The organism is Kitasatospora sp. NPDC057940 (assembly GCF_042887425.1).
In the GTDB taxonomy this organism is placed as follows: Bacteria; Actinomycetota; Actinomycetes; order Streptomycetales; family Streptomycetaceae; genus Kitasatospora.
In genome coordinates, this window is sequence record NZ_JBHVPH010000010.1 from 195,853 (window position 1) to 221,857 (window position 26,005).

Here is a 26,005-nt window from a genome sequence, read left to right on the forward strand (position 1 = left end):
CGTCGGCGGTCAGGCCGGCCTCGGCGAGGGCCGCGGCGGCCTCGGCGGCCGGGACGACGTTGAACCAGCGCAGCGCGAGGGCCGCTCGGCCGGCCTCGGTGAGGCGGCCGGTGAGCCGGAGGCGGGCGAGGCCGCCGTCCGGGTGGACGTTGATGCGCACGTGGGTCACCGGGCGGCCGGCGTCGAGCCGGAAGCGGTGCCGGGTGTCGGGCTGCAGGCGGGTGCGGGGCAGGATCTCGAACCACTCGCCGTCGGCCGGGTCCGCCCCGGTCGAGGCGTCGAAGCCGACGAGGTCGGCCCAGCCGGGGGCATTGGCGACGAAGTGGGTGGTGTCCACCTCGGCGGCCAGGGCCTCACCGCCCCCGGCCAGGGCGATCTGCACCCAGTCGTTGGCCTTGTCGCGCCGACGCCGGGTCTCCCAGCCCTCGCCCATGACGGAGGCGCGGCCGGGAGCGTTCAGGTTGTGCGGGGAGGAGAAGTAGCGGTCGGACGCCGCCTCGGCCACGCCGCCGTACTCCTGGGCGGCCAGGTCGAAGGTCAGGCCGTCCAGTTCGCGCGGGTCGGGCAGCACCTCGCCGTGGACGCGCAGCCGGGCGACGCCGCCGTCCGGGAAGATGTTGAGGCGGATGTGGGTGTAGCGGTTGGCGTCGTCGACGGCGAACTCGTGGGCGGTGTCGCCCTGGAGCGGGGTGCGCGGCACCAGCGTGGTCCACTCGGCGTCCGCCACCTCCTCGGGCGAGGGGTGGCCGGGCACGGAGGCGGCCTCGACGGAGGCGCTCTCCGGGTAGTTGCCGGTGAAGTGGGCGGTGTCCACCACCAGGCCGCGGACCACACCGGCGGCGCCGAGCCGGACGATCGCCCAGTCGTGGTCCTGGTCGGTGGGGTGGGGCTGGTCGGCGGAGACGCCGCGGCGGCGCTTGGACTCCCAGCCGTCCATGATCTGGCCCTTGTGGCCGAAGGTGTGCGGGCGGAACTCGGCGGGCTTGGCGACCAGGAGGTTCTCGGCGTCGGCGAAGGTGTCCTCGTTGGTGGCGACGACGCCCGCGCCGAGCAGCCGCGAGGCCAGGTTGACCAGCTCGGTGAAGGGAGCGCTCGGGGTGTCGGCAGTGGTCACGAAGTCTCCTCAGGACGGGCGATCGGACGGGGTGGTGGGGGCGGCGGCGGGCCGGGTGAGCGGGCGGCCGAAGGGCTCGGCCGAGACGTCCACCGCGCGGCCGCGCAGCCAGGTGGTGCGGACCGCGCCGGTCAGCGTCCGGCCCGCGTACGGGGTCACGGGGTTGCGGTGGTGCAACTCGCGAGGGTGGACGGCGAATTCGCCGTCGGGGTCGAAGGCGACCAGGTCGGCGTCGCAGCCCGCCGCGATGGCGCCCTTGACGCCGGTGAGGCCGACGAGCTCGGCCGGTCCGGCGGACATCCAGCGGACCACGTCGGCGAGGCCGTGGCCGCGGCGGCGGGCCTCCGTCCAGATCGCCGGCAGGCCCAGTTGCAGGGAGGCGATGCCGCCCCAGGCGGCCGCGAAGTCACCGCTGCCGCCGTACTCGGGCAGCAGCTTGAGGTCGGGGGTGGAGGGCGAGTGGTCGGAGACCACGGCGATGAACTCGCCGTCCGCCAGGGCCTGCCAGAGCAGGTCGCGGTTGGTCTCGTCGCGGATCGGCGGGCAGCACTTGAAGGCGGTGCCGCCGTCCGGCACCTGCTCGGCCGCCAGGGTCAGGTAGTGCGGGCAGGTCTCGGCGGTGACCTGGACGCCGTCCTCGCGGGCCTGGCGCAGCAGCGGCAGCACGGCGGCGGAGGAGACGTGCAGGATGTGGACGCGGGCGCCGGTGCGCCGGGCGGTGTCGAGCAGGACGGCGACGGCCACCGTCTCCGCGTCGGCGGGGCGGGAGGCGAGGAAGTCGCGGTAGTGGACGCCGGGTTGCTGCGGGGCGGCGGCCAGCACGGCCGGGTCCTCGGCGTGGATGATCGCCAGCGCCCCGAGCCGGGCCTGCTCGGCCAGCGCGGCCTCCAGGTCCGCGGCCTCGACGTGCGGGAACTCGTCGACGCCGGACGGGGCGAGGAAGCTCTTGAAGCCGAACACGCCGGCCTCGTGCAGCGGCGCGAGGTCCGGGACGTTGCCGGGGACGGCGCCGCCCCAGAAACCGAGGTCGACCCAGGCCTGGCCGTCCGCGGTCTTCCGCTTGGCGGCCAGGCCCTCCAGCGTGGTGGTGGGCGGGACGGAGTTGAGCGGCATGTCGATGATCGTGGTGACGCCGCCGGCCGCGGCGGCCCGGGTGGCGGTGGCGAAGCCCTCCCACTCGGTGCGGCCGGGCTCGTTGACGTGCACGTGGGTGTCGACCAGGCCGGGCAGCAGGGCGGTGTCGCCGAGGTCGGCGAGGCCGCCGTCGCCGCCGGGCCGCTCGCCCGCGAGGAGCGAGCCGTATGCGGCGACCTGCTCGATCTTCCCGTCCCGGATCAGCACGTCGGCGGGGCGCTCACCGTCGGGCAGGACCACCCGTCGGGAGCGGATCACCGCTGGCTGGCTGAAAGGCATGGGAGACCTCCGAAACCTGGAAGTTGGGGGTGGGCGCCGGGCAGGAACCGGGAGGGGGCCCGGGAGGGAACCGGGCGGGTAAGCGAAGGATTGCCGGGAGCCTAGGCCCGCCTTCAACAAAACGTCAATGGAGGAACGTACGAGGGAAACGCACGGGGAAACGCACGGGGGATCCGCGCGCCCCGTCGGCACGGGGGATCGGCCCGACCGATCGGCCTGCGGGACGGGGCACGGCGGACCGGCACGGGGGATCAGCCGGACAGCAGCTCGCCCGCCAGCCGCTCCCCCGCGACCTCGGCCAGCTCACCGGCCTTGGTCATGCTGTCCCCCGGCTGCTCCGCGAGGTCGGTGAGGGCGATCGCGGCGGCGAACCCGGCGGCCCGCCACTCGGGCTCGGACAGCTCCAGCCGCCCCGCCACGGCGGCCACCCGAACCCCCGCCCGGGCGGCCGCCGAGGCAACGCCGGCGGGGGCCTTGCCGTGGAGCGTCTGCGCGTCCAGACAGCCCTCGCCGGTCACGACGAGGCGTGCCCCACGCACGGCCTCGTCGAAACCCAGCAGTTCGAGCAGCAGCTCGATACCGGGTCGCATGGTGGCGCCGAGCAGCGCGAGGGCGGCGAAGCCCACCCCGCCGGCGGCCCCGGCACCGGGGGCGTCGCGCACGTCCCGTCCGGTGGCCAGGGCGACCTGGTCGGCGAAGCGGGTCAGGCCCTCCTCCAGGATCACCAGGTCGTCGCCGTCGGCGCCCTTCTGCGGGCCGTAGACGGCGGTGGCGCCGCGCGGGCCGAGCAGCGGGTTGTCCACGTCGCAGGCCACGACGATCTCGACGCCGGCCAGCACGTCGGCCAGCGGGCCGGGCTCGATCCGGTCGAGCCTGCGCAACGCGGCTCCGCCGGGAGGCAGTTCCGCGCCCTCGGCGTCGCGCAGGCGGGCGCCGAGGGCCTGGACCATGCCCGCGCCGCCGTCGGTGCAGGCGCTGCCGCCGAGGCCGAGCACGATCCGCTTGGCGCCGAGCGCCACGGCCCGGCCGATCAGCTGGCCGACGCCGTAGGAGCCGGCCGCGAGCGGGGCGGTGCGGCCGCCGGGGAGCCGGGCGAGGCCGGAGGACTGCGCCAGCTCGACCACGGCGGTGTCGCCCCGCACGGCCAGCGCGGCGTCCACCGGCAGGCCGGTCGGCCCGGCCACCTTGGCCGGGACACGGGTGAAGCCGGCCGCGAGCGCGGCGGCCAGGGTGCCCTCGCCGCCGTCGGCGACGGGCAGTTCGCGCACCTCGACGCCGGGCGCGGCGCGCCGGACGCCGGCGGCGATCCGGGCGGCGACCTCGGCACCCTCCAGGGTGCCCTTGAACTTGTCGGGAGCTACGACCACATGGCCCTGGTGGGGGGTGACGGGCATGGTGCGGTCCTCACTTCCGTACGGGGTCTGGCGATGTTTCGACAGCCTGTGCCAAGCATGGGCCCGGGTGCTCCCGGGATGCGACCCCCTGTCAGGAGATACGCCCCCCGTCGCGAGGGTCCGCCCCGCCGGGAGGGTGTGCCCCGCCGGGAGGGTGCGACTCCCGGCGGGAGGTGCGACCCCCTCCCCGCCGTTCCCCTCGTCCCGCTTCCGACGTACGAGAGGCTCCCCTCGGCGGGGAGGGGGCCAGGCGAGGCGTACCGGCACGACCGAAGTGCCCCCGACAGGGGAGTACGCATCACCGGCTGGATCGACCGGCGGGCGGGCGGATGAGCCCCGGCCCGCCCGCCGGTCGGGTCTGACCTCCTGGTGGCGCGGGCACGACCGGATGAGGTACACGCCACCAGGAGGAGTTCACGGGGGCCCGAGGAGCCCCGGGTCCTACTTGACCTCGCGGCCCGAGAGGCGCTCGACGCCGCGCAGCAGCGCCGAGTGGTCGAGCGAACCGTCGCCGTTGGCGCGGGCGGAGGCGACCAACTGGGCCACCACGGCGCCGACCGGCAGCGCGGCGCCCACGGCGCGGGCGGCGTCGGTGACGATGCCCATGTCCTTGTGGTGCAGGTCGATCCGGAAGCCGGGGGCGAACTCGCGGTCGACCATGTTCGCCTTCTTGCGGTTCAGCACGGTCGAACCGGCCAGGCCGCCGCCGAGCACGTCCAGCGCGGCGGGCAGGTCGACGCCGGCGTTCTCCAGGAACACCACGGCCTCGGCGAGCACCTGGATGTTGACGGCGACGATCAGCTGGTTGGCGGCCTTGACGGTCTGGCCGGCGCCGGACGGCCCGACGTGGATGACCGTGGTGCCCAGGGCGTCGAACAGCGGCTTGGCCTCGGCGAAGTCCTCGGCGGCGCCGCCGACCATGATCGACAGCACCGCCTCGACGGCACCCGCCTCGCCACCGGAGACCGGGGCGTCCAGGGTGCGCACGCCCTTCTCCTTGGCGGCCGCCTCGACCTTCTGGGAGGTCTGCGGGGTGATCGAGGACATGTCGATCACAAGGGTGCCGGGCCTGGCGTTCTCCAGCACGCCGCCCTCGCCCAGGATGGCCTGCTCGACGTGCGGGTCGGCCGGGACCATGGTGATGACGACCTCGGCGTCCTTCACCGCGTCCGCGATGCTGGTGGCGCCGTGGCCGCCGGCCGCGACGAGGGCGTCGATCTGCGGCCGGGTGAGGTTGTAGCCGGTGACGTGGTGGCCGGCCTTGACCAGGTTGGCGGCCATCGGGCTGCCCATGATGCCGAGGCCGATGAAGGCGATCTTGCGGCTCATCGCGTCGTTCCTTACGTCGTTCGTGGGGTGGGGAGGGTGGTGGGCCGGGCTTGCTCGGCGGCGTGCGGCCCGCCCGCTCGGCGGCGGCGCAGGGCCCGCCTGCTCGACGCTTCCTCAGCGCCTGCTCAGCGCCTGCTCAGCGCCTGCTCAGCGGCTACTCGGCGGCGCGGTGCTCGCGCGGCAGCCACCCGAAGCTGTCGGCGCTGACGCCGGTCGAGGGGCGGTACTCCAGGCCGATCGGCCCGGTGTAGCCGGCGGCGGTGAGCCGGGCGAAGAGGTCCTCGAAGTCCAGCCCGCCGGTGCCGGGCTCGTTGCGGCCCGGGTTGTCGGCGATCTGCACGTGGCCGAACCGGTCGGCGTAGGCGTCGATGACGGCCGGCAGGTCCTCCCCGTTCCTGGCCAGGTGGTACAGGTCGCAGAGGAACTTCGCGTTGCCCAGGCCGGTGGCGACGTTGACCTTGTCGACCACCTCGACCGCGGCGGCCGCGGAGACCAGCGGGTAGTCCGGGGACTCGGCCGTGTTGAGGGCCTCGATCAGCAGGATCGCGCCGATCTCGTGCGCGGCCCGGGCGGCGAGCACCAGGTTCTCCAGCGCGAGGGCGTCCTGCTCGGCGGCCTCGACGCCTTCGATCCGGTTGCCGTACAGCGCGTTGAGCGCCTTGGCGCCGAGCGAGGCGGCGAGCCCCGCGGCGACCGGGACGTTGGCCCGGAAGCGGTCCTTCTCGGAGGGCACCGAGACGGTGCCGCGGGCCCCGAGGGTGAGGTCGTCCAGGAAGTTGAGGCCGGTGAGCCGCACGCCCGCGTCGCCGAAGGCCTTGCGGAGGGTGTCCAGCTCGGCCTCGGACGGGGTGGGCTCGGCGCCGAAGGGCCACCACAGCTCGGCGGCGGTGAAACCGGCGGCCGCGGCCGCGGCGGGACGCTCCAGCAGCGGCAGTTCACCGAACAGGATCGACAGGTTGACCGTGAAGCTGTGCCGGGAAGCGGCCGTCACGTCACTCACCTCTCACTCTCTTCCGAGATCCGCAACTTCCACGATCCGGAAGAGGGATTCTGCGTGGTGGAAGCATCTCCGGCTCGGCGAGCAGGTGTCAAGACCGCCGCAACATTTTGTTGAGGAAGGCCGGACGTGAGCCCGGAACCCCCCTCCCGCCGGTACCGCGGCCGCCTGATCGACCGGCCCCTGCCCGCCCGCACCGGCGCTCGCTACAGTGAGCACGTGCGATTGATGGTGGAGTTCACGACAGAACCGTTCGAACTGGACACGTTCCCCGAGCACGCCGCGGCGGCCCGCCAGGTCGTCGACGAGGCCGGCCTGGCCGTCTCGGTCGGCCCCTTCGGGACCGGCGCCGAGGGCGAGGCCGACCAGGTGCTCGCCGCGGTGACCAAGCTGCTCCGGGAAACCCTGACCGCGGGTGCGACCCGGATCTCGGTCCAGGTCAGCGTGCTCGGCGAGGAGGGCGGTACGCCGTGACCGAGCACGTGGAGCACCCGCTCGCCCTGGCGATCAAGCCGCTGCTCGACGCCGTCGGCGCGACGCCCGTCCGGCTGGACGAGGCGAAGTCCGAGGACGTCGTCCTGGAGTGGGAGGGCACCCCGACGCTCGCCGTCCGGCTGCCGCACCTGAGCAGCGCCCTGGACCGGCTGCTGGCCGAGATGACCCGCCAGTTCGACGGCCGCCCGCTGGCCGAGCTGGACCGCGGGGAGAAGCAGCGGGTCGTCGCCCTCCTGGAGGAACGCGGCGCCTTCACCGTCCGCCACGGGGTCGAGACGGTCGCCTCGGCGCTCGGCGTCAGCCGGTTCACGGTGTACAACTACCTCAACCGCCAGGACGGCTCGAAGCCCTCCTGACCCCGGTCGATCCTCCGGCCGATCCCCCGGTCGATTCCGCCAGGGCTTCCCCCTGGCGGAAACCTTCCGGACGGGCGGACCCCGCCGGCGCGGCCAGTCCGAACCGGCCCCCGGCGGGGCGCACTTGGCGAATCGCACACGAATCGCGCCGACAACGGCGGCCGGTTCAAAACGTAACCACCAACCGTTCAACAAAGTGTTGACGGCCGGGTGGGGTGGATCTAGCTTGTGCGGGTGGCACCACTCTTCAGGAGGTCCACCCGTGACCAACCACCCCCACACCCTTGACGCCCTGGCCGCGGCCGACACCGCGGACCTGGAAGCCGTTCTGCTGGAGGTCTGCTCCAGCCCCCACTGGGCCGCCGACGTCGCGCGGGCCAGGCCCTGGCCCGACCGGGAGTCCCTGCTCACCGCCAACGCGGCGGCCATGGCCGGACTGACGGTCGCCGACCTGCACGACGCGATGGCCGGCCACGCCCGGATCGGCCGACCCCGGACCGGCGACGCCACCTCGCAGCGGGAGCAGGCCGGCATCCAGGGCGTGGACCAAGCCCTCCTCGACGAACTGCACGAGGCCAACGCCGCCTACGAGGCCAAGTTCGGCCACGTGTTCCTGATCTGCGCGACCGGCCGCACCGCGGCCACCATGCTCGCCGCCCTGCGCGAGCGCCACCCCAACGACGCCGCCACCGAGGCGGAGATCGTCCGGGGCGAACTGCGCAAGATCAACGACATTCGACTCAATCGCCTGCTCGACGCATCCTGACGAGCCCTGGCGGGCCCCGCCGGAGAGATCCTGACGGATCGTTAGCATGCGTTGACGAATGATCACTTCTGCCATCAGTAAGGTCACTTCACCCATGACTGGCATCTCCACCCACGTGCTCGACACCAGCCTCGGCCGCCCGGCCGAGGGCGTCCCGGTCGAGCTCGCACTGCACACCGAGGGTGGCTGGCAGGTGCTCGGCACCTCCGCCACGGACTCCGACGGCCGGGTCAAGGACCTGCCGGCCGTGGAGGCGGGCTCGGTCGTCCGGCTGCTCTTCGACACCCGCGCCTACCACGCGCTCAAGTCGGCGGAGCCGCCGTTCTTCCCCGAGGTCTCGATCGTCTTCACGGTCGCGCCCGCGCAGCACCACTACCACGTGCCGCTGCTGCTCAACCCGTTCGGATACTCGGTCTACCGCGGAAGCTAGTAGACCGACCTGGAAGCCCTAGGAGCCACGTCATGGCCCACGTGCTCGGTCAGAACCAGTACGGCAAGGCGGAGAACCGCATCGTGCGGGTCTACCGCGACTCCACCCGGCACGAGATCAAGGACCTGAACGTCTCGGTCTCCCTCCGGGGCGAGTTCGAGGACGTCCACCTCACCGGGTCGAACGCCAACTGCCTCCCCACCGACACCACCAAGAACACCGTGTACGCCTTCGCCAAGGAGCACGGGATCGAGTCGGCCGAGGCCTTCGGCATCATCCTGGCCCGCCACTTCGTCGACGACACCGAGCGCGGCGTCGTGCACAGCGCCCGGATCCGGATCGAGGAGTACGCCTGGGACCGGATCAAGACGCCGGACAACTCGGCCCGCTTCATCGGCTCGGAGGAGGTCGGCCACTCCTTCGTCCGCAACGGCCAGGAGACCCGCACCACCGAGATCGTCTACGACGGCGAGACCGTCCAGGTCATCTCCGGCCTCAAGGACCTCGTCGTCATGAACTCCACCAACTCGGAGTTCTGGGGCTACATCAAGGACAAGTACACCACCCTGCAGGAGGCGTACGACCGCATCCTCGCCACCCAGGTCACCGCCCGCTGGAAGTACGGCTACGACGGCCGGGACGGCGAGGCCCAGCCCAACTGGAACCGCTCCTACACCCACGTGCGGCGGCACCTGCTGGAGGCCTTCGCCGAGACCTACTCCTACTCGCTGCAGCAGACCCTGCACTCGATGGGCACCCGGGTCCTCAACAACCGCGCCGAGGTGGACGAAGTCCGCCTGGAGCTGCCCAACAAGCACCACTTCCTCGTCGACCTGGAGCCCTTCGGCCTCAAGAACGAGAACGAGGTCTACTACGCCGCCGACCGGATGTACGGCCTCATCGAGGGCACCGTGCACCGCGAGGGCGTCGTCCCGGTCATCCCCGTCGCCTGACCGCCCCACCCCAATGGGCACCGCCCGGAATCGCCGCACCCGCCGGCCCCCGAACGCCGGCCGCGTCCGGGCGGACAGCAGTACCCGCACCACCGGCACCACCCGTTCCACCAGTTTCTCCACCCCCACCCACCGGAGTTCGTGTCTGCCTCGCGGCGGCCGGCCCGGGGCACTGGAGAAGCGCTCCGAGGGATTCCTGCACCGCCGTCCCGCCCTCGGGGCAGCTCCAGCGCCGCGGGCGCGCCGGGAGTCACGGGCACAAGAGGGGCTCGACATGGCACCCAGCGACACCAGCAGTAAAGACGGCGGTTCCACCCCGGAAAGAACCCCTGGCCCGGACGGCACGTCGGCACACCTCCCCGGTGAACCGTCCGGGCCCGGAACCCACCCCGTGGACGAGTTGCTGCCCCCGGTGAAGCTCTTCTCCACCGGACTCCAGCACGTCGCCGCGATGTACGCGGGGGTCGTCGCACCCCCGCTCATCGTCGGCGCCGGCGTCGGGCTCTCCCCCGCCGAACTCGCCCTGCTCATCTCGGCCAGCCTGTTCACCGCCGGACTGGCCACCCTGCTCCAGACCCTCGGCTTCTGGAAGATCGGCGCGCGACTGCCGTTCGTCAACGGCGTCTCCTTCGCGGGGGTCGCGCCCATGATCGCCATAGCCAAGGAGCACAGCCCGAAGGACGCCCTCCCGGTGATCTTCGGAGCGGTGATCGTCGCGGGGATCCTGTGCTTCCTCGCGGCACCGTACTTCTGCAAGCTCATCCGGTTCTTCCCCCCGGTCGTCCAGGGCACCGTGATCACCCTCATCGGGGTGTCCCTGCTTCCGGTGGCGGTCAACTGGGCGCGCGGCGGCTCGCCGGGCGCCCCCGGATACGGCTCCATGCGGGCCGTCGGGCTCGCCGCGATCACCCTCGTCGCGGTGGTGCTCTGCAACCGGCTGCTGCGCGGCTTCTGGCAGCAGCTCTCGTTGCTCATCGGCCTGGCGCTCGGCACCCTGATCGCCTTCCCGCTGGGCCTGGCCGACTTCGGCGCGGTCAAGGACGCGAAGGTCTTCGCGCTCCCCTCCCCGTTCCACTTCGGCGCGCCTGTCTTCGACGCCGCCGCGATCATCTCGATGTGCATCGTCATGGTGGTCGCCATGACCGAGTCCACCGCCGACATGCTCGCCCTGGGCAAGATCGTCGAGCGCGAGGCCGACGAACCCACGCTCGCCGCCGGCCTGCGGGCCGACGGACTGGCCACCGCGCTCAGCCCCGTCTTCAACGGCTTCGCCGCCAGCGCCTTCGCCCAGAACATCGGGCTGGTGGCGCTGACCAAGATCCGCAGCCGCTTCGTGGTCGCGGCCGGCGGCGGCATCCTGATCCTGCTCGGGCTCTTCCCCGTGCTCGGGTCGCTCGTCTCCCTGGTGCCGCAGCCCGTCCTGGGCGGCGCCGGGATCGTGCTCTTCGGCACCGTCGCGGCGAGTGGCATCCGCACCCTCGCGGAGGCTGGGATGGAGTCCAGCTCGAACACCATCCTGGTGTCCGTGTCGCTCGGCGTCGGCATCATCCCCATCGCGGTGCCGACCTTCTACGACTCCTTCCCGGAGGCCGTCCGGACCCTGATGCACTCCGGGATCTCGGTCGGCTGCGTGATGGCCGTCCTGCTCAACCTGCTCTTCCACCACGTCGGAGCCGCCCGCCGGACCAGATCCGGCAAGACCTCCGGCGCGACGGTGCCGACGGCGACACCGTCCTGACCGGCCCGGGAGGGGCGCACGCCGCTTGGCGCACGCCCCTCCCGGCCCTCCCCCATAGGAGTGACACCATGGCAGTCCAGCCCCCACCCGCCGACCAGCGGATCGTCATCGAGAACGTCGCGATCGCCACCGTCGACGCCGCCGACACCGAGTACGCCCGCGGCCACGTGGTCATCCTCGGCAACACGATCGAATCGGTCGGCGACGGACCCGCCCCGCAGTGGCTGGACAACGTGGTGCGCCGGATCAACGGCGAGGGCCACCTGATCACCCCCGGCCTGGTCAACACCCACCACCACTTCTACCAGTGGATCACCCGCGGCCTCGCCCAGGACGACATCCTCTTCGACTGGCTCGTCGCCCTCTACCCGACCTGGGCCCGGATCGACGAGAAGCTCGTCCACGCCGCCAGCCAGGGCTCCGCCGCCGCCCTCCTCAAGTCCGGCTGCACCACGGCCTCCGACCACCACTACGTCTTCCCCAAGGACGGCGGCGACGTCCTCGGCGCCTCCATCGAGGCCGTCCAGGAGCTCGGCCTGCGGTTCACCGCGCTGCGCGGCTCCATGGACCGCAGCAAGAAGGACGGCGGCCTCCCCCCGGACCACGCGGTCGAGGAGCTCGACGACATCCTCACCGCCTCCGAGGCCGCCGTGGACACCTACCACGACTCCTCCTTCGGCTCGATGCTGCACGTCGCGATCGCGCCCTGCTCTCCGTTCTCGGTCTCCACCGACCTGCTCCGCCAGTCCGCCGAACTCGCCCGCCGCAAGGGCGTCCGGCTGCACACCCACGGCTCGGAGACCGCCGAGGAGGAGCAGTTCTGCAAGGAACTGTTCGGCATGGGCCCGACCGACTACTTCGAGTCCGTCGGCTGGCTCGGCGAGGACGTCTGGATGGCGCACTGCGTCCACATGAACGACTCCGACATCGCCAAGTTCGCCGAGACCGGCACGGGCGTGGCCCACTGCCCCTCCTCGAACGCCCGGCTGGCCGCCGGGATCGCCCGCGTCCCCGACATGCTCAGGGCCGGCGTCCCGGTCGGCCTCGGCGTCGACGGCACCGCCTCCAACGAGTCCGGCGAACTCGGCACCGAGCTGCGCAACGCCCTGCTGATCAACCGTCTGCACGGCTCCCCGACCGCCCTCACCGGCCGCCAGGCGCTGCGGCTGGGCACCATGGGCGGCGCCCGGGTGCTCGGCCGCCAGGACGAGATCGGCTCGATCGAGGCCGGCAAGCTCGCCGACCTGGCGCTGTGGAAGATCGACGGCGTCCTGCACTCCTCCATCGCCGACCCGGTCGCCGCCCTCACCTTCGGCGCCCTGCCGCCGCTGGCCGTGCTGTTCGTCAACGGCAACGCCGTCGTCGAGAAGGGCCAGCTGACCACCGTCAACGAGGACCGGATCGCCCGCGCCTGCGCCCGCGCCGCCAAGGAGCTCGCCGCCCGGCCGCTCTGACGCCCCGCCGGTCCTCCTCCACCCCTGAACTCCGGGCCGCCCAGGGACGGTGCGTGACCCGGACTCCGCAACCCGGCCCTCCCGGCCGGCGCGCGGACCGCAGCCCCGGACCCACGGCGAGGGTCCGGGGCTGCGGCGTGCCCGGGGGCGGGTGACGAGCGACGAGTGACAGAAAACAGCGAACAGATAACAGCTGACGAAAGTTGTCATCTGTTATCTGTTCGCTGAAATCTGTTCTCTGAAGTCCGTTCGCCGTGACTCGCTTGCCGCGATCCGTCCGCTGTGGTGCGTCCGCCGCTACGCGTCCGGTCTCAGGCGGCGCGCCCGAGCGAGCCGAGGTAGGCGCGCCAGCCGCCGTGGTGGGTGATCTCGCGGTGCACCCCCCGCTCCACCTCGCCGCGGGCGAGCAGCATCGACAGGCAGGCGGAGCCGTCGTCGAGCTTGATGACGCCGAGCTCCAACTCCCGCGGCTCGCCGGGGAGGATGACGTCGCGCAGGTGCTCCAGGGTGATCTCGTAGAGCTCGCCCTCGATGGCGGTGTCGACCGCCGGATCGGCGAGCAGGCCCGGGCAGACGTCGTCGATCGAGAAGAAGCGGTAGCCGGGGGCCGTCCGGGCCGGGCCGACCAGCGAGTCGGCGACCTTGGCGTGGAACGGTCCGCCGACCATGGCCTGGCCGTTGAAGAAGATGCGGGGCACGGTTGAACTCCTTACCGGGTACCGGGAAAAGGCCGTTCCGCACGGCGCCGGGAGGACAGGTGGGATCGTCGCCGTACGGAACGGAGCAATGGGCCGGCGGGACTGCTACACCCTGGCAGGCGGCAGCGGCGGCGCCGGCGGATAGATTGGGGCTCAGCCCAGCAGGGGAAGCGCGGGGAGGGTCAGGAAGTCCGCGAACTCCTCGGCCAGGGCGACCTGTTCGAAGAGCTGGGCGGCCTCGCGCCAGCGGCCGCCGGCGTACGCGTCCGCACCCAGCTCGGCCAGGAGTTCGGCCAACTCCGCGGCGACCAGGGCGCGGACGAGGTCCGCGGTGGCCTTCTCACCGGTGTCGGACAGGACGACGCCGTTGTGGATCCACTGCCAGATCTGCGAGCGGGAGATCTCCGCGGTGGCGGCGTCCTCCATCATGTTGAAGATGCCGACCGCACCGAGGCCGCGCAGCCAGGCCTCGATGTAGCGGATGCCGACCTGGACGGCGTTGTGCAGCCCCGCGTGGGTGCAGCTGCCGCCGGCGCCGGCGATGTCGAGCAGCTGGGCCGCGGTGACCGGCTCGGAGGGCCCGGGGTGGTCCTTCTGGTGGGGGCGCTCGCCGAGCACCGCGTCGAAGGACGCGCGGGCGACCGGCACCAGGTCCGGGTGGGCGACCCAGGAGCCGTCGAAGCCGTTGCCGGCCTCGCGGTCCTTGTCCGCCTTGACCTTCTCCAGGGCGGCGGCGTTGACCTCCGGGTCCCTGCGGCTGGGGATGAACGCGGCCATGCCGCCGATCGCGTGGGCGCCGCGCCGGTGGCAGGTCTGCACCAGCAGGCGGGTGTAGGCGGCCATGAACGGCGAGGCCATGGTGACGCTGTTGCGGTCCGGCAGGACGTACTGCTCGCCGGCGTCGCGGAAGTTCTTGACGATCGAGAACAGGTAGTCCCAGCGCCCGGCGTTGAGGCCGGCCGCGTGGTCGCGCAGCTCGTAGAGGATCTCGTCCATCTCGAACGCGGCGGTGATGGTCTCGATCAGCACGGTGGCGCGGACGGTGCCGTGCGGGATGCCGAGCGCGGCCTGGGCGTGGGTGAACACGTCGTTCCAGAGCCGGGCTTCGAGGTGGCTCTCGGTCTTCGGCAGGTAGAAGTACGGGCCGGAGTTGGGGTCCTCGGCGCCCTTGGCGAGCAGCCGGGCGGCGTTGTGGAAGAAGTACAGGCCGAAGTCGAGGAAGGCTCCGGCGACCGGGGTGCCGTCGACGAGCAGGTGGTTCTCGTCCAGGTGCCAGCCGCGCGGGCGGACCACGACGGTGGCGAGTTCGGCGGCGGGCTTGAGGGCGTACGCCTTCCCCGCGGAGGTGGTGAAGTCGATCCGGCCCTCGAAGGCGTCGATCAGGTTGATCTGGCCGCTGACCACGTTCTCCCAGGTCGGGGAGGTGGCGTCCTCGAAGTCGGCGAGCCAGATCCGGGCGCCGGAGTTGAGGGCGTTGATGACCATCTTGCGGTCGGTGGGACCGGTGATCTCGACCCGGCGGTCCTGGAGCGCGCGGGGCGCCTCGGCGACCTTCCAGTCGCCGGCCCGGACGTCGGCGGTGTCGGGGAGGAAGTCCAGCGTGCCGGCCCTGGCGATCTCCGCCCGGCGGGCCTTCCGCGCGGCCAGGAGCTCCTGTCGGCGCCCTTCGAAAGCGCGATGGAGGCCGACGACGAAGGCGACCGCCTCCGGAGTGAGCACCTCCTCCGCCCGGTGAACGCGCGGACCGGCGACAGTGACGACCGGAGCAGCGGGGGAGGCGCCGACGGGTCCCTGTTCTGTAGCCATGGGCAGGACACTCCTAAGCGGTTGAGCCTGGCGAAGGGAGCTCCGGTGGGAACTTCCTTGATCGGAACCCACCTGTCGGTGGATTCGATTCTGTAAGGTGGAGACTAGTTTCCGCGATACAGAATTTCAACGGTTTGTTGATGTGATCGCCGGGACTCTACTCCTCCCCGACAGCGAAGGGAACGCCGGTGGTTTCGACCCCCGACACAGCATCGACGGCCAGCACGGACCGCGCGACCGGCGGCGTGCAGTCCGTCGAGCGCGCCTTCCAACTCCTGGAGGCGCTGGCCGACTCCGGCGGCGTGGCCACCCTCAGCGAGCTCTCCGCCAGCTCCGGCCTGCCGATGCCGACCATCCACCGCCTGGTTCGTACCCTCGTCCAGCAGGGCTATGTACGCCAGGACACGGCGCGTCGCTACACCCTCGGCCCCCGGCTGATCCGCCTCGGCGAGACGTCCAGCCGGCTGCTCGGCAGCTGGGCCCGCCCCTACCTGGCCGAACTCATGGAGGCCACCGGCGAGACCGCCAACCTGGCGGTGCTGGAGGGCGGCGAGGTGGTGTACGTCGGGCAGGTGCAGTCGCGGCGCTCGATGCGGATGTTCACCGAGGTCGGCCGACGAGTGCAGCCGCACTGCACGGGCGTCGGCAAGGCGCTGCTGGCCCAGCTCCCCGAGGACGAGGCGCGCGCCATCCTGGGCCCCAACCCGCTGCCCGCGCACACCGAGTACACCGTCACCGACCCGCAGGAGCTGCTGCACCAGCTCGCCGAGGCGCGCGAGCGCGGCTACGTGGTCGACGACCAGGAGCAGGAGATCGGCGTCCGCTGCATCGCGCTCGCCGTACCGGGCGCGCCGACGCCCACCGCCCTGTCGGTGTCCGGCCCGGAGGCCCGCATCCGGGCCCTGGAGGAGCAGGCCGGCACGTCCTCGCTGGTACCGGTGATGCACCACATCGCGGCTCGGCTGGGGCAGGTCCTCGCCCCCTGACCCGTCGTCACCGCCCGCTTCGCGCACGGGAAGTCGATCCGGTCGACTTCCCGTGCGCGCGCTCCCCCGTTCGAGCGGACACCGAGCGGGTTGCACCTACCCCCGGCGCAGGCTCCGCCACCCTGGTGCGGACGCGGCCCGCAACGGCGCGGGCGGCCGGGGCCCCGGGACAGGGTGGACGACGATGACGTGCAGGCGTTCGACAATGCGGGGCGGGTCCGGGCAGGGCGGGTCCGGGCAGGGCGGGTCCGGGCGCGGCCGGGCCGGGCGCGGCGAGTCCGGGCAGGCCGGCAGGCTCTGCGGATTCCGCGCGGCCTCGCTCGTCGCCGCGATGGCGGCCGGCTGTTCGGTGGCGACGCTGACCGCCGACCCGTCCTGGGCACGCCGGCCCGAGCCCCGGCCGGCGGTGGACACGGCAGCCCCCACGGCGTCCCGCTCCGATCTGGAGGTGGTCCGGCTCGACCCGGACGCCGCCCCGCCCGGCGGCACCACCACCGTCCACGCCTTCATCGCCAACCGCGGCCCGGACACCACCGCGGCACCGTTCACCGTGCTGGTGACGCTGCCGCCCGGGGTCTCCCCGGAGGGCCCGTACTTCCCCGAGGACTGCGAGGTGCGGCTCAACGGCCGCCAGGTGCGCTGTGTCTTCCCGGCCGGACTGCCCCCGCTGCGCAGCGCGACCGCGCTGGTGCCGGTGCGCCTCTCCCCGGACCTGCCGATCGGCAGGCTCACCGGCGGCTCGGTCACGGTGCGCGGCGTGGACGACCCGGACGAGGGGAACAACCGGCAGCCGTTCGACATCACGGTGGTCGAGACGGCTCCCGGCTCCTGACCCGGAAGCCCCGAGGGCCTACCGGTACACGCGGACGTAGTCGGCGGCGAAGGTGATCGGAGCGGTGCCCTGCGGCGCCGGGTGGTACTTCCCCGCGCCGACCGACAGGTTGAGGATCAGGTACGCCGACCAGTTGGCGCCGACGCCCTTGCCGTCCGAGAACACCTTGGCGCCGTTGACGTACCAGTCGACCGAGGTGGCGCCGTAGTAGGTGCCGATGGTCACCCACTGGTCCTTCGCGACGGCGCCGGCGTCGGTGTAGTACTTGGGGTTGCCGGGGTTGACGTGGTTGGTCAGCTCCAGCAGGTTCGGGTTGTCGGGGTGGTACTCGAAGGAGTCGACCTCCCCGTTGCCGTTCTTCCAGGTCCAGAAGGCAGGCCAGGCGCCGGAGCCGGACGGCAGCTTGACCCGGGTCTCGGCGTAGTCGCCGGTCCTGACCTGGAAGCCCTCGCTGGAGCCCTCGGTGGTCAGGAAGCCGGTGTTCCAGGCCTGCTTGCCGTTCTCCAGCGTGGTGGTGCCGGGCGCGGCGGTGAAGGTGGCGACCCCGTTCGCGACGCTGACGTTGTTCTTGTTCAGCAGGTCGAGCTTGTTGTCGTCCGGGTTGTGGTTGCCGTACTTGTAGGCGGTGCTCTTGTCGCCGACCCAGCGCGAGCCCCAGCTGATCGGGCTGTTGAACTCGTCGGACCAGGTCAGCGACTTGCCGGCGACCGGGGAGGCGGGGGTGCCCGCCGACGGGCCGGCGGTGGCGCTCGGGCTGCTCGGGCTCGGGGTGCTCGTCGGGGTCGGCTTCGCGGTGGGGGTCGGGGTCGGGGTCGGGGTCGGGGCGGGAGTCGGCTTCGCGGTGGGCGCCGGGGTCGGAGTCGGAGTCGGCGCCGGGGTCGGAGTCGGAGTCGGCGCCGGGGCGCTGGAGACCACCAGCTGCTGCGAGGCCAGGTTGTGCCAGGCCCCGCCGAGGTCCTGCCAGAAGCCGAACTGGGTGTACGTCCCGGCCGGCAGGGCGCGCGCGCCGCTGGTGAAGGACAGGCCGCTCGGGCAGATCTGCACGTTGGAGGCGTTGCCCGGGAAGTCGAGGTTCGCACCGGCCGCGTTCCGGACGCCCACGCCGACGGTCTTCGCGGTGAAGCAGGCCGAGGAGTGGAGGGTCAGCGAGGCGGTGGCGGCCTGGTTGGCGACCATGGTCGCCGGGGCGAGTCGGTCCTGGGTGACGGTCGGGGTGGTGGCGGCCTGGGCGCCGGAGACGGCCGGCAGGCCGAGCAGTCCGGCGCCGGTGACGGCGAGTGCTCCGGTGACGGCGAGGGCGGCGTTGCGGCCCCGGTGGGAGGGGCGGGCGTGGCGCGGCGCGCGGCGCCGGGCAGGCTGGTGCATGGCGGTGTCCTCTGCGACGCCTGCGAGGTGAGCTGTCGGATTCGGGCTGAGGCAGCCCGGCCGCCGGTGGAAGCGGCTTCACCCCTAGCCACGGCCCGCACGCGGGAGCGTACGGGCCGGGCGCTGACCTTGGTTCCCCCGCTCCCGTCCGCTGTGGTGCTCGGTTGCCGGCCGACGGGTGGACAGGACTCGGCGTCCCGACGGCGGGGGTCCGCGAGGGCGGACGACGGTTGCAGGCTAGGCAGGCCGTGCGTGAACGGACAACCTGCCAGGGCCGGTTGTCGCACAGGTCACAGTGGTGTCGATCAACGACGCTGCGTGGTGGATCAGTTGGGACGGATCAGCGGAGCCGTTGAGCTGCCGAACGACGAATCGGTGAATCGACGGGCCTCGGGTCCACGGGCCCACGGGTCCACCGGTCCACGGGTCCACGGGTCCACGGGTCCACGGGTCCACGGGTCAAGCGAGCCAGTTGTCGACCTGGCTCTCGGCCTCCGGCGCCCAGGCGAGTTCCAGGTGGTTGAGGCCGGTGAGCAGCCGGGTGCCGCCGATCGTCGCGATGCCGGTGGTGTCCAGGGCGCTCGCGGTGAACACGATGCCGTCACTGGGCCCCCGGTTCTCGTTGAGCACGCCCGGGATGTCGGCGGACCCGCCCGCGAGCAGGTAGGTGCGCACCGACGCGGGGACGCCCGCCTGTTGCAGCGGCGCGATCAGCGAACCGGCGTCGATCGCCGCCTGGATGCCCTGGCCCGAGGTGTAGAAGCCCTGGCCGCCGTAGTAGGTGGTCCACCAGTCCTGGGCGGTGCCGTCCACCCCGTACCGGCCGTCCCAGCGGGCGAGCAGCTGGCGCTGGCCCGGGTAGCAGTCGTAGCCGCCGGTGGGCAGCACGCCGAGGCAGGGCTGCGCCGTGTAGGTGCCGTAGCAGGTCATGTAGAGGTGCGGGGACGGCGCGTTGGCGGTGCCGCCGCAGGCCGGCCAGCTCGCGAGGTCGAACGACCAGCCGTGCGCGTACACGTAGTCGAGCCCGCCGTTCGGGCCCCCGAGGGTGATCAGGCGGCGCACGTCGCCCGCGTAGGCCCGCCCCCAGGACGGGCGCACCGAGGACACGTACGCCCGGGCGGCGACCTCGCCCTTGCTCCACGCCACCACGTCCACCTGGGGGACGCCGAGACGGGCCCGGATCAGCGCGACGGCGTCGCCGACGGCCTGCGCCTGGAGCAGGTTGTCGCCCTGCTTGTGGGCGAAGCCGATGGCGAACACCCGGTGGCCGGTGCCGGCGAGGTACTGGGCGAGGCCGGTGGACGGGCAGGCGGAGGCGCCGCAGGTGCCGCTCTCCCCCGGGTTCGCCCAGGCGCGGTCGGCGTTGTCGTTGGCGCCGTGGACCAGCAGCACGGGGGTCGGACGGCTGCCGGTGTCCCAGCCGGTCGCCGAGTACAGCAGGAAGCGGCTGGAGGCGGGCTGGCCGGTGCCGCCGAAGTACGTCCGGCGGGCGCCGTCCTGGTCGCCGCGGCCGTCGGCCGGGTACTGCTCGGTGCGGAAGCCGGGGGTGGTGTCGAGGTAGCGCTCGACCTTGGCCCAGCCGTTGCCGGGAGCGGGGAAGGCGGCTTCGAGGGTGAGCGGGGCGGTGGCCGCCTGGGCGGCGGTGGCCTGGGCCGGAATGGGGGTGCCGAGGAGCAGCGCGGCGAGGGTCAGCAGGAGGGCGGACAACGCGGTGGGGGTGCGTCCGACGGCGGTGGGGGTGTGCCGCATGGGAGTGGGGGTGCGTCTCATGGGGGTGGACGGTAGGACCGGCCGCCGGCGGGCGCCCAGGTGCCCGCCGCACACCCCGCGGGCCTGCGCGGTGGCGGCCGGTGCCGTGGCGCACCGCCCACGGGTGCGCCCACCCGGCTCACCGGGTCGGATAAATTGGAGGTCCGACATCTTCCGCAGTGCACAAGACCGCCGTGCACGGCCCCACAGGAACGAGGTACCGCCCCACCATGACCGCGCCCCTGCCCGCCTTCGCCGGCCGCACCTACCTCTTCCGGGCCGACAACGGCGCGGCCTTCCGCAACACCTACTCGGCCGACGGCCGGCGGCTGCGCTGGGAGGGCCTCGGCGAGTCGGCGGGCCAGTGGGAGGACGTGCGGCTGCACGTCGCCGAGGTGGCGCCGGAGATCTACTTCATCAGCTGGACCGAGGAGAGCGGGATCACCGTCAGCCACGTGATGGACCTCGGCCGGCTGACGGTACGCGCCTTCTGGACGTACGAGGGCGAGGGCGGCCGGGTCGGCGAGCTGCACACCGGGACGCTGGAGCGGGTGGCCTGAGCCTTACCGCTCCCGCGCCCCTCGCTGTCCGCCTGCTTACTCAGGCCGTCTGAGCAGACTGCCTGCTCGGACGGCCTGCCCAGGCGGTTTGCTCAGGCGGTTTGCTCAGGCAGCATGGTTCGGGACCTTGAGGTGCTGGGACAGCCACTCCAGCGAGGACGGCAGCAGCGCGCTCCAGGTCTCGAAGTTGTGGCCGCCGTTCTCCAACATGCTGTAGGAGACCTTCATCGGGGACTGCACGGCGTCGACGAAGGCCTCGGTGTCGCGCCGGTAGTCGCCGTCGCCCTTCTTGGTGCCGGCCAGCAGCACGGACACCCTGGGCTGCGGCAGGTTCTTCAACCGCCACATCAGGTTGGCCTCGTCACGACGCTGCTTGCTGCCGCCGAACAGGTCGCCCGTGGTCGGGTCGTCGGCGGCGTCGTAGTAGGCCGAGAGCGCGACGGCGGTCGGAAAGACGTCCGGGTGGCGCATGGCCAGCTTGAGGGCGCAGTAGCCGCCGGTCGAGTTGCCCATGAAGGCCCAGGCCTGCGGGTCGGAGGAGACCCGGAAGCTCGCCTGGATCGCCGAGGGGACGTCCTTGGTGAAGTACGTGTCGGACTGCGCGCCGCCCGGGATGTCCTCGCACTCGGTGTCCTGCGGCAGGGCCGGCGAGGGACGCATCAGCACCATGACGGTCGGCTGCATCTTGCCGTCCTGGAGCAACTTGAGCGCCGCGCCCGGGTAGTTGAACCGGGTGATCAGGTTCTCGGCGATCCCGGGGAAGCCGGTGCTGACGATCACCGCCGGGAACTGCCGCTGCGCGTACTCCGGTTGGAAGTACTGCGGCGGCAGGAAGACGTACCCCTCGGTGGACAGCCGGCTGGCCGCGCCGTCGATCCGCACCTTGCGGATCTCGCCGGACTGGCTGGGCTCGCGGCCCATCGCGCCGCCGCCCTTGACGGAGGCGTGGCCGATCGTCTCCACGAGCAGCCGGCCGGACGCGTCCGCCTTGTTGTGGATCACCACCGGGCCGGTGTCACCGGTGCCCAGCAGGTCGTCCCAACTGCTGTAGAAGGCGAAGTAGTTGTTCGCCACCAGGCCGAGCGCGGCCAGCACCGCGAGCTGGGTGGCGAGCAGGGCGCCGATCCGGCCGAGCACCGCCTGCCAGCTCTGCTTGGCGAGTCGTGGCCACAGCCAGACCGTGCAGGCCGTCATCACGACGGCGATCAATACGGCCAGCGCCAACACCTTGTGGCTCGTCAGACCCATGTCCTACTTGCTCCCACGCCTCGAACTCCCCGCCCCCTCCGTCCAGGACATCCGAGGTGGTCACCCCGGTTCCCCCACCGGGGCGCGCGATCACCCACCCTAACGGGGCCGGAGAGGAGGAACAGGTGACAGATGACAGCCGACAGATAACAGATAACAGATAACGAAATCTGTCAGCTGTTATCTGTTATCTGCTGTCCGTTCGCGGCCGGACGGGCTCAGCCCTCCCGCCCGTAGAGCCGCAGCCCCGCCGTGAGTTCGCGCATGCAACGCGCACCGAGCTCCTGCGGGGAGCCCGGGCCGGCCGTGGGCGCGTCCGAGGCGGCCCATTCCTCCAGCGCGACCCGGATCGCGGCCGTCGCCGCAGCGGCGGCCAGACGGATCTCCAGCGGGTCGGTGCCGCCCGGGCAGCGCGCCGCGAGGACCGCCCGCAGCCGCTCCTCGGAGTCGGCGTGGACGCGCTGCCACGTGCCGTCGAGGCTCGGGTCGCGCAGCAGGCTTCGTGTCCACTCCATCGCCTCGACCGCCTCGCCGTCGGGCGGGGTCAGCGAGGCGACCGCCGAGCGCTCCAGCGCCTCGCGCAGCGGCAGATCGGCCGGGGCCTCGGCGAGCTGGTCGACCCAGCGGCGCCCGCCGGCCGCCAGCAGCGGCGCGACGGCGTCCTCCTTGACGGAGAAGTACCGATAGAAGGTGCGCAGCGAGATGCCCGCCGCGAGGGCGATCTCCTCGGCGGTGGTCGCCTCGGCCCCGCGCTCGGCGAAGAGCTCGGCGGCGGTGCGGGCGATGTCCAGCCGGGTGGCGTCGCGGCGGCGCTGATTCAGGGTGGGGCGTCCGGTCACAGGGTCAGCGTACGCGGGCCGGTGCCACTGTGGCGCGTTGCGCCGGAGTGACACTTGGAGGACTTATTGGCACGTTATGCCACGAAGGCGTACCGTGCCTCTTGAGGCCGAAAGGCCACGAACGAACGGAGTACCACCATGGAGCGCTTCAGCGGACGGAACGTCCTGATCACCGGCGGCGGCTCTGGCATCGGCCAGGCGACCGTGCACCGCATCCTCGCCGAGGGAGGGAAGGTCGTCGCCGTCGACGTCGACGAGGACGGCCTGAAGGCGACCCTGGACCGCGCGACCGCCGACGGCACCGCGGACCGTCTGGCCGTCCAGGTCCTGGACATCTCGGACGAGGCGGCCGTCGTCACCGGCGTCGCGGCGGCGATCGCGAACCTCGGCGGGCTGGACGCCCTGGTCAACGCGGCCGGCATCCTCCGCTCGTCGCACACCCACGAGACCAGCCTTGAGTTCTGGAACAAGCTCCTCGCGGTCAACCTGACCGGCACCTTCCTGATGACCCGCGAGGCGCTCCCCGCGCTGCTCGCGGGCGGCAGGGGCGTGGTGGTCAACTTCAGCTCCACCTCGGCGAGCTTCGCCCACCCCTACATGGCCGCGTACGCCGCGACCAAGGGCGGCATCCAGTCCTTCACCCACGCCATCGCCTCCGAGTACGCGAAGCAGGGCCTGCGCGCGGTCTGCGTCGCGCCGGGCAGCATCGACAGCGGCATGACCCACAACCCGGGACTGCCCGCCGACGCCGACTTCAGCCTGCTCGCCAAGCTCGCCCCGGCCCTCGGCCAGGGCTTCGCGGGTCCGGAGACGGTGGCCGGGGTGATCGCGATGCTGGCCTCCGACGACGGCGCGTTCGTCACCGGCACCGAGCTCCGCATCGACGGCGGTACCCACATGTGAGCCGCCGGACGACCGCACGACGGCGGGGCCCCGACCACTCCCCTGGTGACACGGGCCCCGCTGTCGCATCGCGGGCGGCGGGGCCAGGCTCGCGGCATCCGCCGAGATCGTGACGGCCACCGGGGCCGTGACGGCCGCCGGGATCGCGAAGGCCGCTCGGGTCAGCCGAGGCCGCCGTTGCGGGCCGCGGCGAGAACGGCGGCGGCGGCGCGGTCGGCGGTGTCGCCGCCCACCCGCTCGGCCGTGATCAGAACCCGGAAGTACAGCGGCGCGGCGAGGTTCTTGATGACCTCGGCCGGGTCGGTGCCGGGTGGCAGCTGCCCGCGTTCGACGGCTCGGCGGACCACCGGTTCGGCCCGCCGCAGCCGGTCGCCGAAGATCCGCGCCCGCACCTCGGCCATCGCCGGGACCCGGACCGCGTCCGACAGCAGGACGGCGAGCACGGCGCTGCCGGACGGGCCGGTCAGCCAGGCCGCGAGGCCGCGGGCGAGGGCGCGCAGGTCGTCGTCGACGGAGCCGGTGTCCGGGATGGGGATGTCGGTGGCGATCTGGCCGGCCAGGGCGTCGACGAGCAGGGTGCCGCGGTCCTTCCAGCGCCGGTAGACGGTGGTCTTGTGGACGCCCGCCCGCTGCGCGACCCCGTCGACGGTGAGCGCGGTGTAGCCGGTCTCGGCCAGTTCCGCGAGGGCGGCGGCGAGCACCGCCGTCCGGACCTTCTCGCCGCGCCCGAGCGTGGGCCGGGCGGCGGCAGTCCGGGCGGGCTCGGCTCGCTCGGCAGCCTCGGCGGGTTCCACGGGCTCGACGGGCTCGACGGCTTCGGCAGGTTCGGCGGCTTCGGCAGGTTCGACGGGTTCGGCGGGTTCGGCGGGGCGCATTGCAACTCCCGGTTGCGTTAGGGCGAGCGGCGTGTCACGCTCACCGTATCGCAACTGCGGGTTGCGATAGCTGGGACAGAAGTCCGGGACATCAGGAGGGGACCCGCATGCCCGCGCCCTACCGCCACACCACGCCCGTCCGACCCGAGGCCGCCACCGGCCAGGTGGCCGCCGTGTACGCCCAGATGGAGCGGGACTTCCTGCTCGCCGACGGCCCGCTGATGAGCCTCTCGCCCGCCCCCGCGGTGCTCTCCGCCACCTGGGCGCTGCTGCGCGAGGCCGAACTGGCCGGGGCCGCGGCGCGCACCGACAAGGAGGCCGTGGCCGGCGCCGTCTCGCTCGCCAACCGCTGCCCGTTCTGCACCGAGGCGCACGCCCTGCTCGCCCACGGCGCCGGCGACCACCGCCTCGCCGAGGCCGCCAGGACCGGCCGCGCCCCCGAGGACGCCGGGCAGGCGGCCCTGCTCGCCTGGGCGGCGGCCACCCGTACACCGGGGGATCAGGCCCTGGCCCGCCCGCCCTTCCCGGCCTCCCTCGCTCCCGAGTTCGTCGGGACGGTGCTGGTCACCCACTTCATCAACCGCATGGTCACCGCTCTCCTGGATGAGGAGGCGCTGCTGCCGGAAGCCCTGCGCCACTCCGTCGACGAGCGGCGGACCGCCGCACTGGCGGTGGCGAAGGCGGCCCGTCTCACGGTGGTACCCGGCGCCGGCCTCACCGTCCTCGGCGGCTCCCCCGTCCCCTCCCCTGGTGGCGCCACGCCCGCCTGGGCCGGGGACGGCGCGATCGGCCCCGCCTACCTCGCCCTGCGCGCGGCCGCGTCGGAGGGCGGCGGCCTGCTGACGGACCCCGCCCGCGCCGCCGTCCTGGACGCGCTGGCCACCTGGGACGGCACCCACCCGCCGCTCGGCGGCGACCCCGTCGGCCCGTACCTGGCCGGGCTCGCCGCACCCGAGCGCCCGGCCGCCCGGCTCGCCCTGCTCACCGCCCTCGCGCCGTACCGGCTCGCGGAGGCCGACGTGGCCGCCTGGCGCGCCGTTCGGCCCGGGGCCGACGACGGGGAGCTGACGCGGCTGCTCGCCTTCGGCGCGTTCGCGGCCGTCGAGCGGGTGGCGGGGTGGATCGGCGGGTGACCGGCCCGTCCGGCCGTCAGCTGCGACCGTCAGCGCAGTGGCTTCGCCATCACGAGCTCCCGGGTGACCCCGTCCGCGAGCAGCCCGCCGGGCTCGGCGAGCGCGGTGAAGCCGTGTCGGCGGTAGAGCGCGATCGCCGGTTCGTTGCCGGGGAGCACCGCGAGGCGCAGCGTGGTGCCACGGGATGCGCGGGCCCAGCGCTCGACCTCCTCCAGCAGCAGGTCGGCGACGCCCCTGCCGCGTGCCTCCGGTCCGACCCACACCGAGCGCAACTCCCGTACGCCGTCGGCTCCGGGGAGACCGTCCGCCAGACCGACGGGAGTGGCGTCCGGACCGTCCGGACCATCCGGACCGTCCAGCAGCGCCGCGACGTGGTGGGCGCCCGGAAGGTGCAACCGGGCGCGCCACCGTTCCTCCCCGCCGTGGTGCCAGTCCTCCAGGCGGGCCTTGAAGGCGTGCGGCGAGTCGGAGAGGGCGGCGAGGCGCAGGTCGCGCCAGAGCGGCCAGTCGTCGGTCGTGAGGATGCGCAGGGTCACCATGGCCGTCACGGTAGGGCGTGGGCGGCGGGCCTT

24 protein-coding genes, 1 pseudogene and 1 riboswitch are annotated in these 26,005 nt (G+C 73.0%); of the genes and pseudogenes, 12 read left to right on the forward strand and 13 right to left on the reverse strand.

Annotated features, from left to right (window positions below; translation table 11 throughout):
• Positions 1 to 67: 67 nt before the first annotated feature.
• From alc to ACFVTF_RS18440, 5 genes and pseudogenes are all read right to left on the reverse strand, one after another.
• Positions 68 to 1,114, reverse strand: a pseudogene (gene alc / locus ACFVTF_RS18420) (allantoicase); the annotation flags it as partial.
• 9 nt (positions 1,115 to 1,123) lie between these two features.
• A complete protein-coding gene (gene allB, locus ACFVTF_RS18425) occupies positions 1,124 to 2,527 on the reverse strand; it encodes an allantoinase AllB (protein ID WP_387814617.1) in 1,404 nt (467 codons plus the stop codon).
• A 251-nt stretch (positions 2,528 to 2,778) separates the two neighbouring features.
• A complete protein-coding gene (locus ACFVTF_RS18430; RefSeq protein WP_371520732.1) occupies positions 2,779 to 3,921 on the reverse strand; it encodes a glycerate kinase in 1,143 nt (380 codons plus the stop codon).
• A 441-nt stretch (positions 3,922 to 4,362) separates the two neighbouring features.
• The gene (locus ACFVTF_RS18435) at positions 4,363 to 5,250 is read right to left on the reverse strand and encodes a 2-hydroxy-3-oxopropionate reductase (protein WP_387814619.1); all 888 of its coding nucleotides are present in this window, start codon (positions 5,248 to 5,250) and stop codon (positions 4,363 to 4,365) included.
• A gap of 154 nt (positions 5,251 to 5,404) precedes the next feature.
• On the reverse strand, positions 5,405 to 6,250 hold the full coding sequence (locus ACFVTF_RS18440) for a TIM barrel protein (RefSeq protein WP_387814621.1): 846 nt from the start codon (positions 6,248 to 6,250) through the stop codon (positions 5,405 to 5,407).
• A 225-nt stretch (positions 6,251 to 6,475) separates the two neighbouring features.
• Between ACFVTF_RS18440 and ACFVTF_RS18445 the strand changes: the two genes are divergently transcribed.
• The 7 genes from ACFVTF_RS18445 to ACFVTF_RS18475 all read left to right on the forward strand — a co-directional run bounded on the left by ACFVTF_RS18445 (position 6,476) and on the right by ACFVTF_RS18475 (position 12,439).
• Positions 6,476 to 6,721 (forward strand): thiamine-binding protein, encoded by a 246-nt coding sequence (locus ACFVTF_RS18445; RefSeq protein ID WP_079136014.1) that lies wholly within the window; start codon positions 6,476 to 6,478, stop codon positions 6,719 to 6,721.
• Positions 6,718 to 7,098 (forward strand): helix-turn-helix domain-containing protein, encoded by a 381-nt coding sequence (locus ACFVTF_RS18450; protein ID WP_371520723.1) that lies wholly within the window; start codon positions 6,718 to 6,720, stop codon positions 7,096 to 7,098. The genes ACFVTF_RS18445 and ACFVTF_RS18450 overlap by 4 nt, the downstream gene beginning before the upstream one ends.
• 262 nt (positions 7,099 to 7,360) lie before the next feature.
• Positions 7,361 to 7,864 (forward strand): 2-oxo-4-hydroxy-4-carboxy-5-ureidoimidazoline decarboxylase, encoded by a 504-nt coding sequence (gene uraD, locus ACFVTF_RS18455; protein ID WP_371520720.1) that lies wholly within the window; start codon positions 7,361 to 7,363, stop codon positions 7,862 to 7,864.
• Between the two features lie 94 nt (positions 7,865 to 7,958).
• Complete coding sequence (gene uraH / locus ACFVTF_RS18460) at positions 7,959 to 8,294, forward strand: hydroxyisourate hydrolase (protein ID WP_363579258.1); 336 nt, start codon at positions 7,959 to 7,961, stop codon at positions 8,292 to 8,294.
• A 32-nt stretch (positions 8,295 to 8,326) separates the two neighbouring features.
• Positions 8,327 to 9,247 (forward strand): factor-independent urate hydroxylase, encoded by a 921-nt coding sequence (gene pucL / locus ACFVTF_RS18465; protein WP_387814624.1) that lies wholly within the window; start codon positions 8,327 to 8,329, stop codon positions 9,245 to 9,247.
• A gap of 274 nt (positions 9,248 to 9,521) precedes the next feature.
• Positions 9,522 to 10,985, forward strand: coding sequence for a nucleobase:cation symporter-2 family protein (locus tag ACFVTF_RS18470; protein WP_387814626.1), 1,464 nt, complete (start codon positions 9,522 to 9,524; stop codon positions 10,983 to 10,985).
• Between the two features lie 68 nt (positions 10,986 to 11,053).
• The gene (locus tag ACFVTF_RS18475; RefSeq protein ID WP_371520710.1) at positions 11,054 to 12,439 is read left to right on the forward strand and encodes an 8-oxoguanine deaminase; all 1,386 of its coding nucleotides are present in this window, start codon (positions 11,054 to 11,056) and stop codon (positions 12,437 to 12,439) included.
• Positions 12,440 to 12,750: 311 nt separating this feature from the next.
• Here ACFVTF_RS18475 and ACFVTF_RS18480 read toward each other — a convergent pair whose 3' ends face one another.
• Positions 12,751 to 13,137, reverse strand: a complete 387-nt coding sequence (locus ACFVTF_RS18480) for a gamma-glutamylcyclotransferase (RefSeq protein ID WP_387814628.1) — start codon at positions 13,135 to 13,137, stop codon at positions 12,751 to 12,753.
• Positions 13,138 to 13,290: 153 nt separating this feature from the next.
• Positions 13,291 to 14,943 (reverse strand): malate synthase A, encoded by a 1,653-nt coding sequence (aceB, locus tag ACFVTF_RS18485; protein WP_387814630.1) that lies wholly within the window; start codon positions 14,941 to 14,943, stop codon positions 13,291 to 13,293.
• Between the two features lie 188 nt (positions 14,944 to 15,131).
• On the opposite strand from aceB, the gene ACFVTF_RS18490 reads away from it, so the two are divergent.
• Positions 15,132 to 15,929: an IclR family transcriptional regulator gene (locus tag ACFVTF_RS18490; protein WP_387814632.1), complete on the forward strand. Its 798-nt coding sequence runs from the start codon at positions 15,132 to 15,134 to the stop codon at positions 15,927 to 15,929.
• A 205-nt stretch (positions 15,930 to 16,134) separates the two neighbouring features.
• Positions 16,135 to 16,761, forward strand: coding sequence for a hypothetical protein (locus tag ACFVTF_RS18495; protein WP_387814634.1), 627 nt, complete (start codon positions 16,135 to 16,137; stop codon positions 16,759 to 16,761).
• Between the two features lie 18 nt (positions 16,762 to 16,779).
• Here ACFVTF_RS18495 and ACFVTF_RS18500 read toward each other — a convergent pair whose 3' ends face one another.
• Together ACFVTF_RS18500 and ACFVTF_RS18505 are read right to left on the reverse strand one after the other, a co-directional pair.
• A complete protein-coding gene (locus ACFVTF_RS18500; RefSeq protein WP_387814636.1) occupies positions 16,780 to 18,126 on the reverse strand; it encodes a hypothetical protein in 1,347 nt (448 codons plus the stop codon).
• Positions 18,127 to 18,128: 2 nt separating this feature from the next.
• A riboswitch (cyclic di-AMP (ydaO/yuaA leader) is annotated at positions 18,129 to 18,295 on the reverse strand.
• 290 nt (positions 18,296 to 18,585) lie between these two features.
• Positions 18,586 to 19,896: an esterase/lipase family protein gene (locus ACFVTF_RS18505; RefSeq protein WP_387814638.1), complete on the reverse strand. Its 1,311-nt coding sequence runs from the start codon at positions 19,894 to 19,896 to the stop codon at positions 18,586 to 18,588.
• Between the two features lie 209 nt (positions 19,897 to 20,105).
• On the opposite strand from ACFVTF_RS18505, the gene ACFVTF_RS18510 reads away from it, so the two are divergent.
• On the forward strand, positions 20,106 to 20,435 hold the full coding sequence (locus ACFVTF_RS18510) for a MoaF N-terminal domain-containing protein (protein WP_063349998.1): 330 nt from the start codon (positions 20,106 to 20,108) through the stop codon (positions 20,433 to 20,435).
• Between the two features lie 105 nt (positions 20,436 to 20,540).
• On the opposite strand, the gene ACFVTF_RS18515 is transcribed toward ACFVTF_RS18510, so the two are convergent.
• Both ACFVTF_RS18515 and ACFVTF_RS18520 read right to left on the reverse strand, forming a co-directional pair.
• Positions 20,541 to 21,683, reverse strand: coding sequence for an alpha/beta hydrolase (locus tag ACFVTF_RS18515; protein WP_387814640.1), 1,143 nt, complete (start codon positions 21,681 to 21,683; stop codon positions 20,541 to 20,543).
• 218 nt (positions 21,684 to 21,901) lie between these two features.
• Positions 21,902 to 22,522, reverse strand: a complete 621-nt coding sequence (locus ACFVTF_RS18520) for a TetR family transcriptional regulator (protein WP_387814642.1) — start codon at positions 22,520 to 22,522, stop codon at positions 21,902 to 21,904.
• A 138-nt stretch (positions 22,523 to 22,660) separates the two neighbouring features.
• Between ACFVTF_RS18520 and ACFVTF_RS18525 the strand changes: the two genes are divergently transcribed.
• Entirely contained in the window at positions 22,661 to 23,425 is a 765-nt protein-coding gene (locus tag ACFVTF_RS18525) for an SDR family NAD(P)-dependent oxidoreductase (RefSeq protein ID WP_387814644.1), read from the forward strand.
• 161 nt (positions 23,426 to 23,586) lie between these two features.
• Here ACFVTF_RS18525 and ACFVTF_RS18530 read toward each other — a convergent pair whose 3' ends face one another.
• Complete coding sequence (locus ACFVTF_RS18530; RefSeq protein WP_387814646.1) at positions 23,587 to 24,300, reverse strand: TetR/AcrR family transcriptional regulator C-terminal ligand-binding domain-containing protein; 714 nt, start codon at positions 24,298 to 24,300, stop codon at positions 23,587 to 23,589.
• 107 nt (positions 24,301 to 24,407) lie between these two features.
• Between ACFVTF_RS18530 and ACFVTF_RS18535 the strand changes: the two genes are divergently transcribed.
• Positions 24,408 to 25,433 carry a carboxymuconolactone decarboxylase family protein gene (locus tag ACFVTF_RS18535; RefSeq protein WP_387814648.1) on the forward strand — a complete coding sequence of 342 codons (1,026 nt, stop codon included), beginning with the start codon at positions 24,408 to 24,410 and terminating at the stop codon, positions 25,431 to 25,433.
• Between the two features lie 29 nt (positions 25,434 to 25,462).
• On the opposite strand, the gene ACFVTF_RS18540 is transcribed toward ACFVTF_RS18535, so the two are convergent.
• Positions 25,463 to 25,972: a GNAT family N-acetyltransferase gene (locus ACFVTF_RS18540; protein WP_387814650.1), complete on the reverse strand. Its 510-nt coding sequence runs from the start codon at positions 25,970 to 25,972 to the stop codon at positions 25,463 to 25,465.
• Positions 25,973 to 26,005 lie beyond the last annotated feature (33 nt).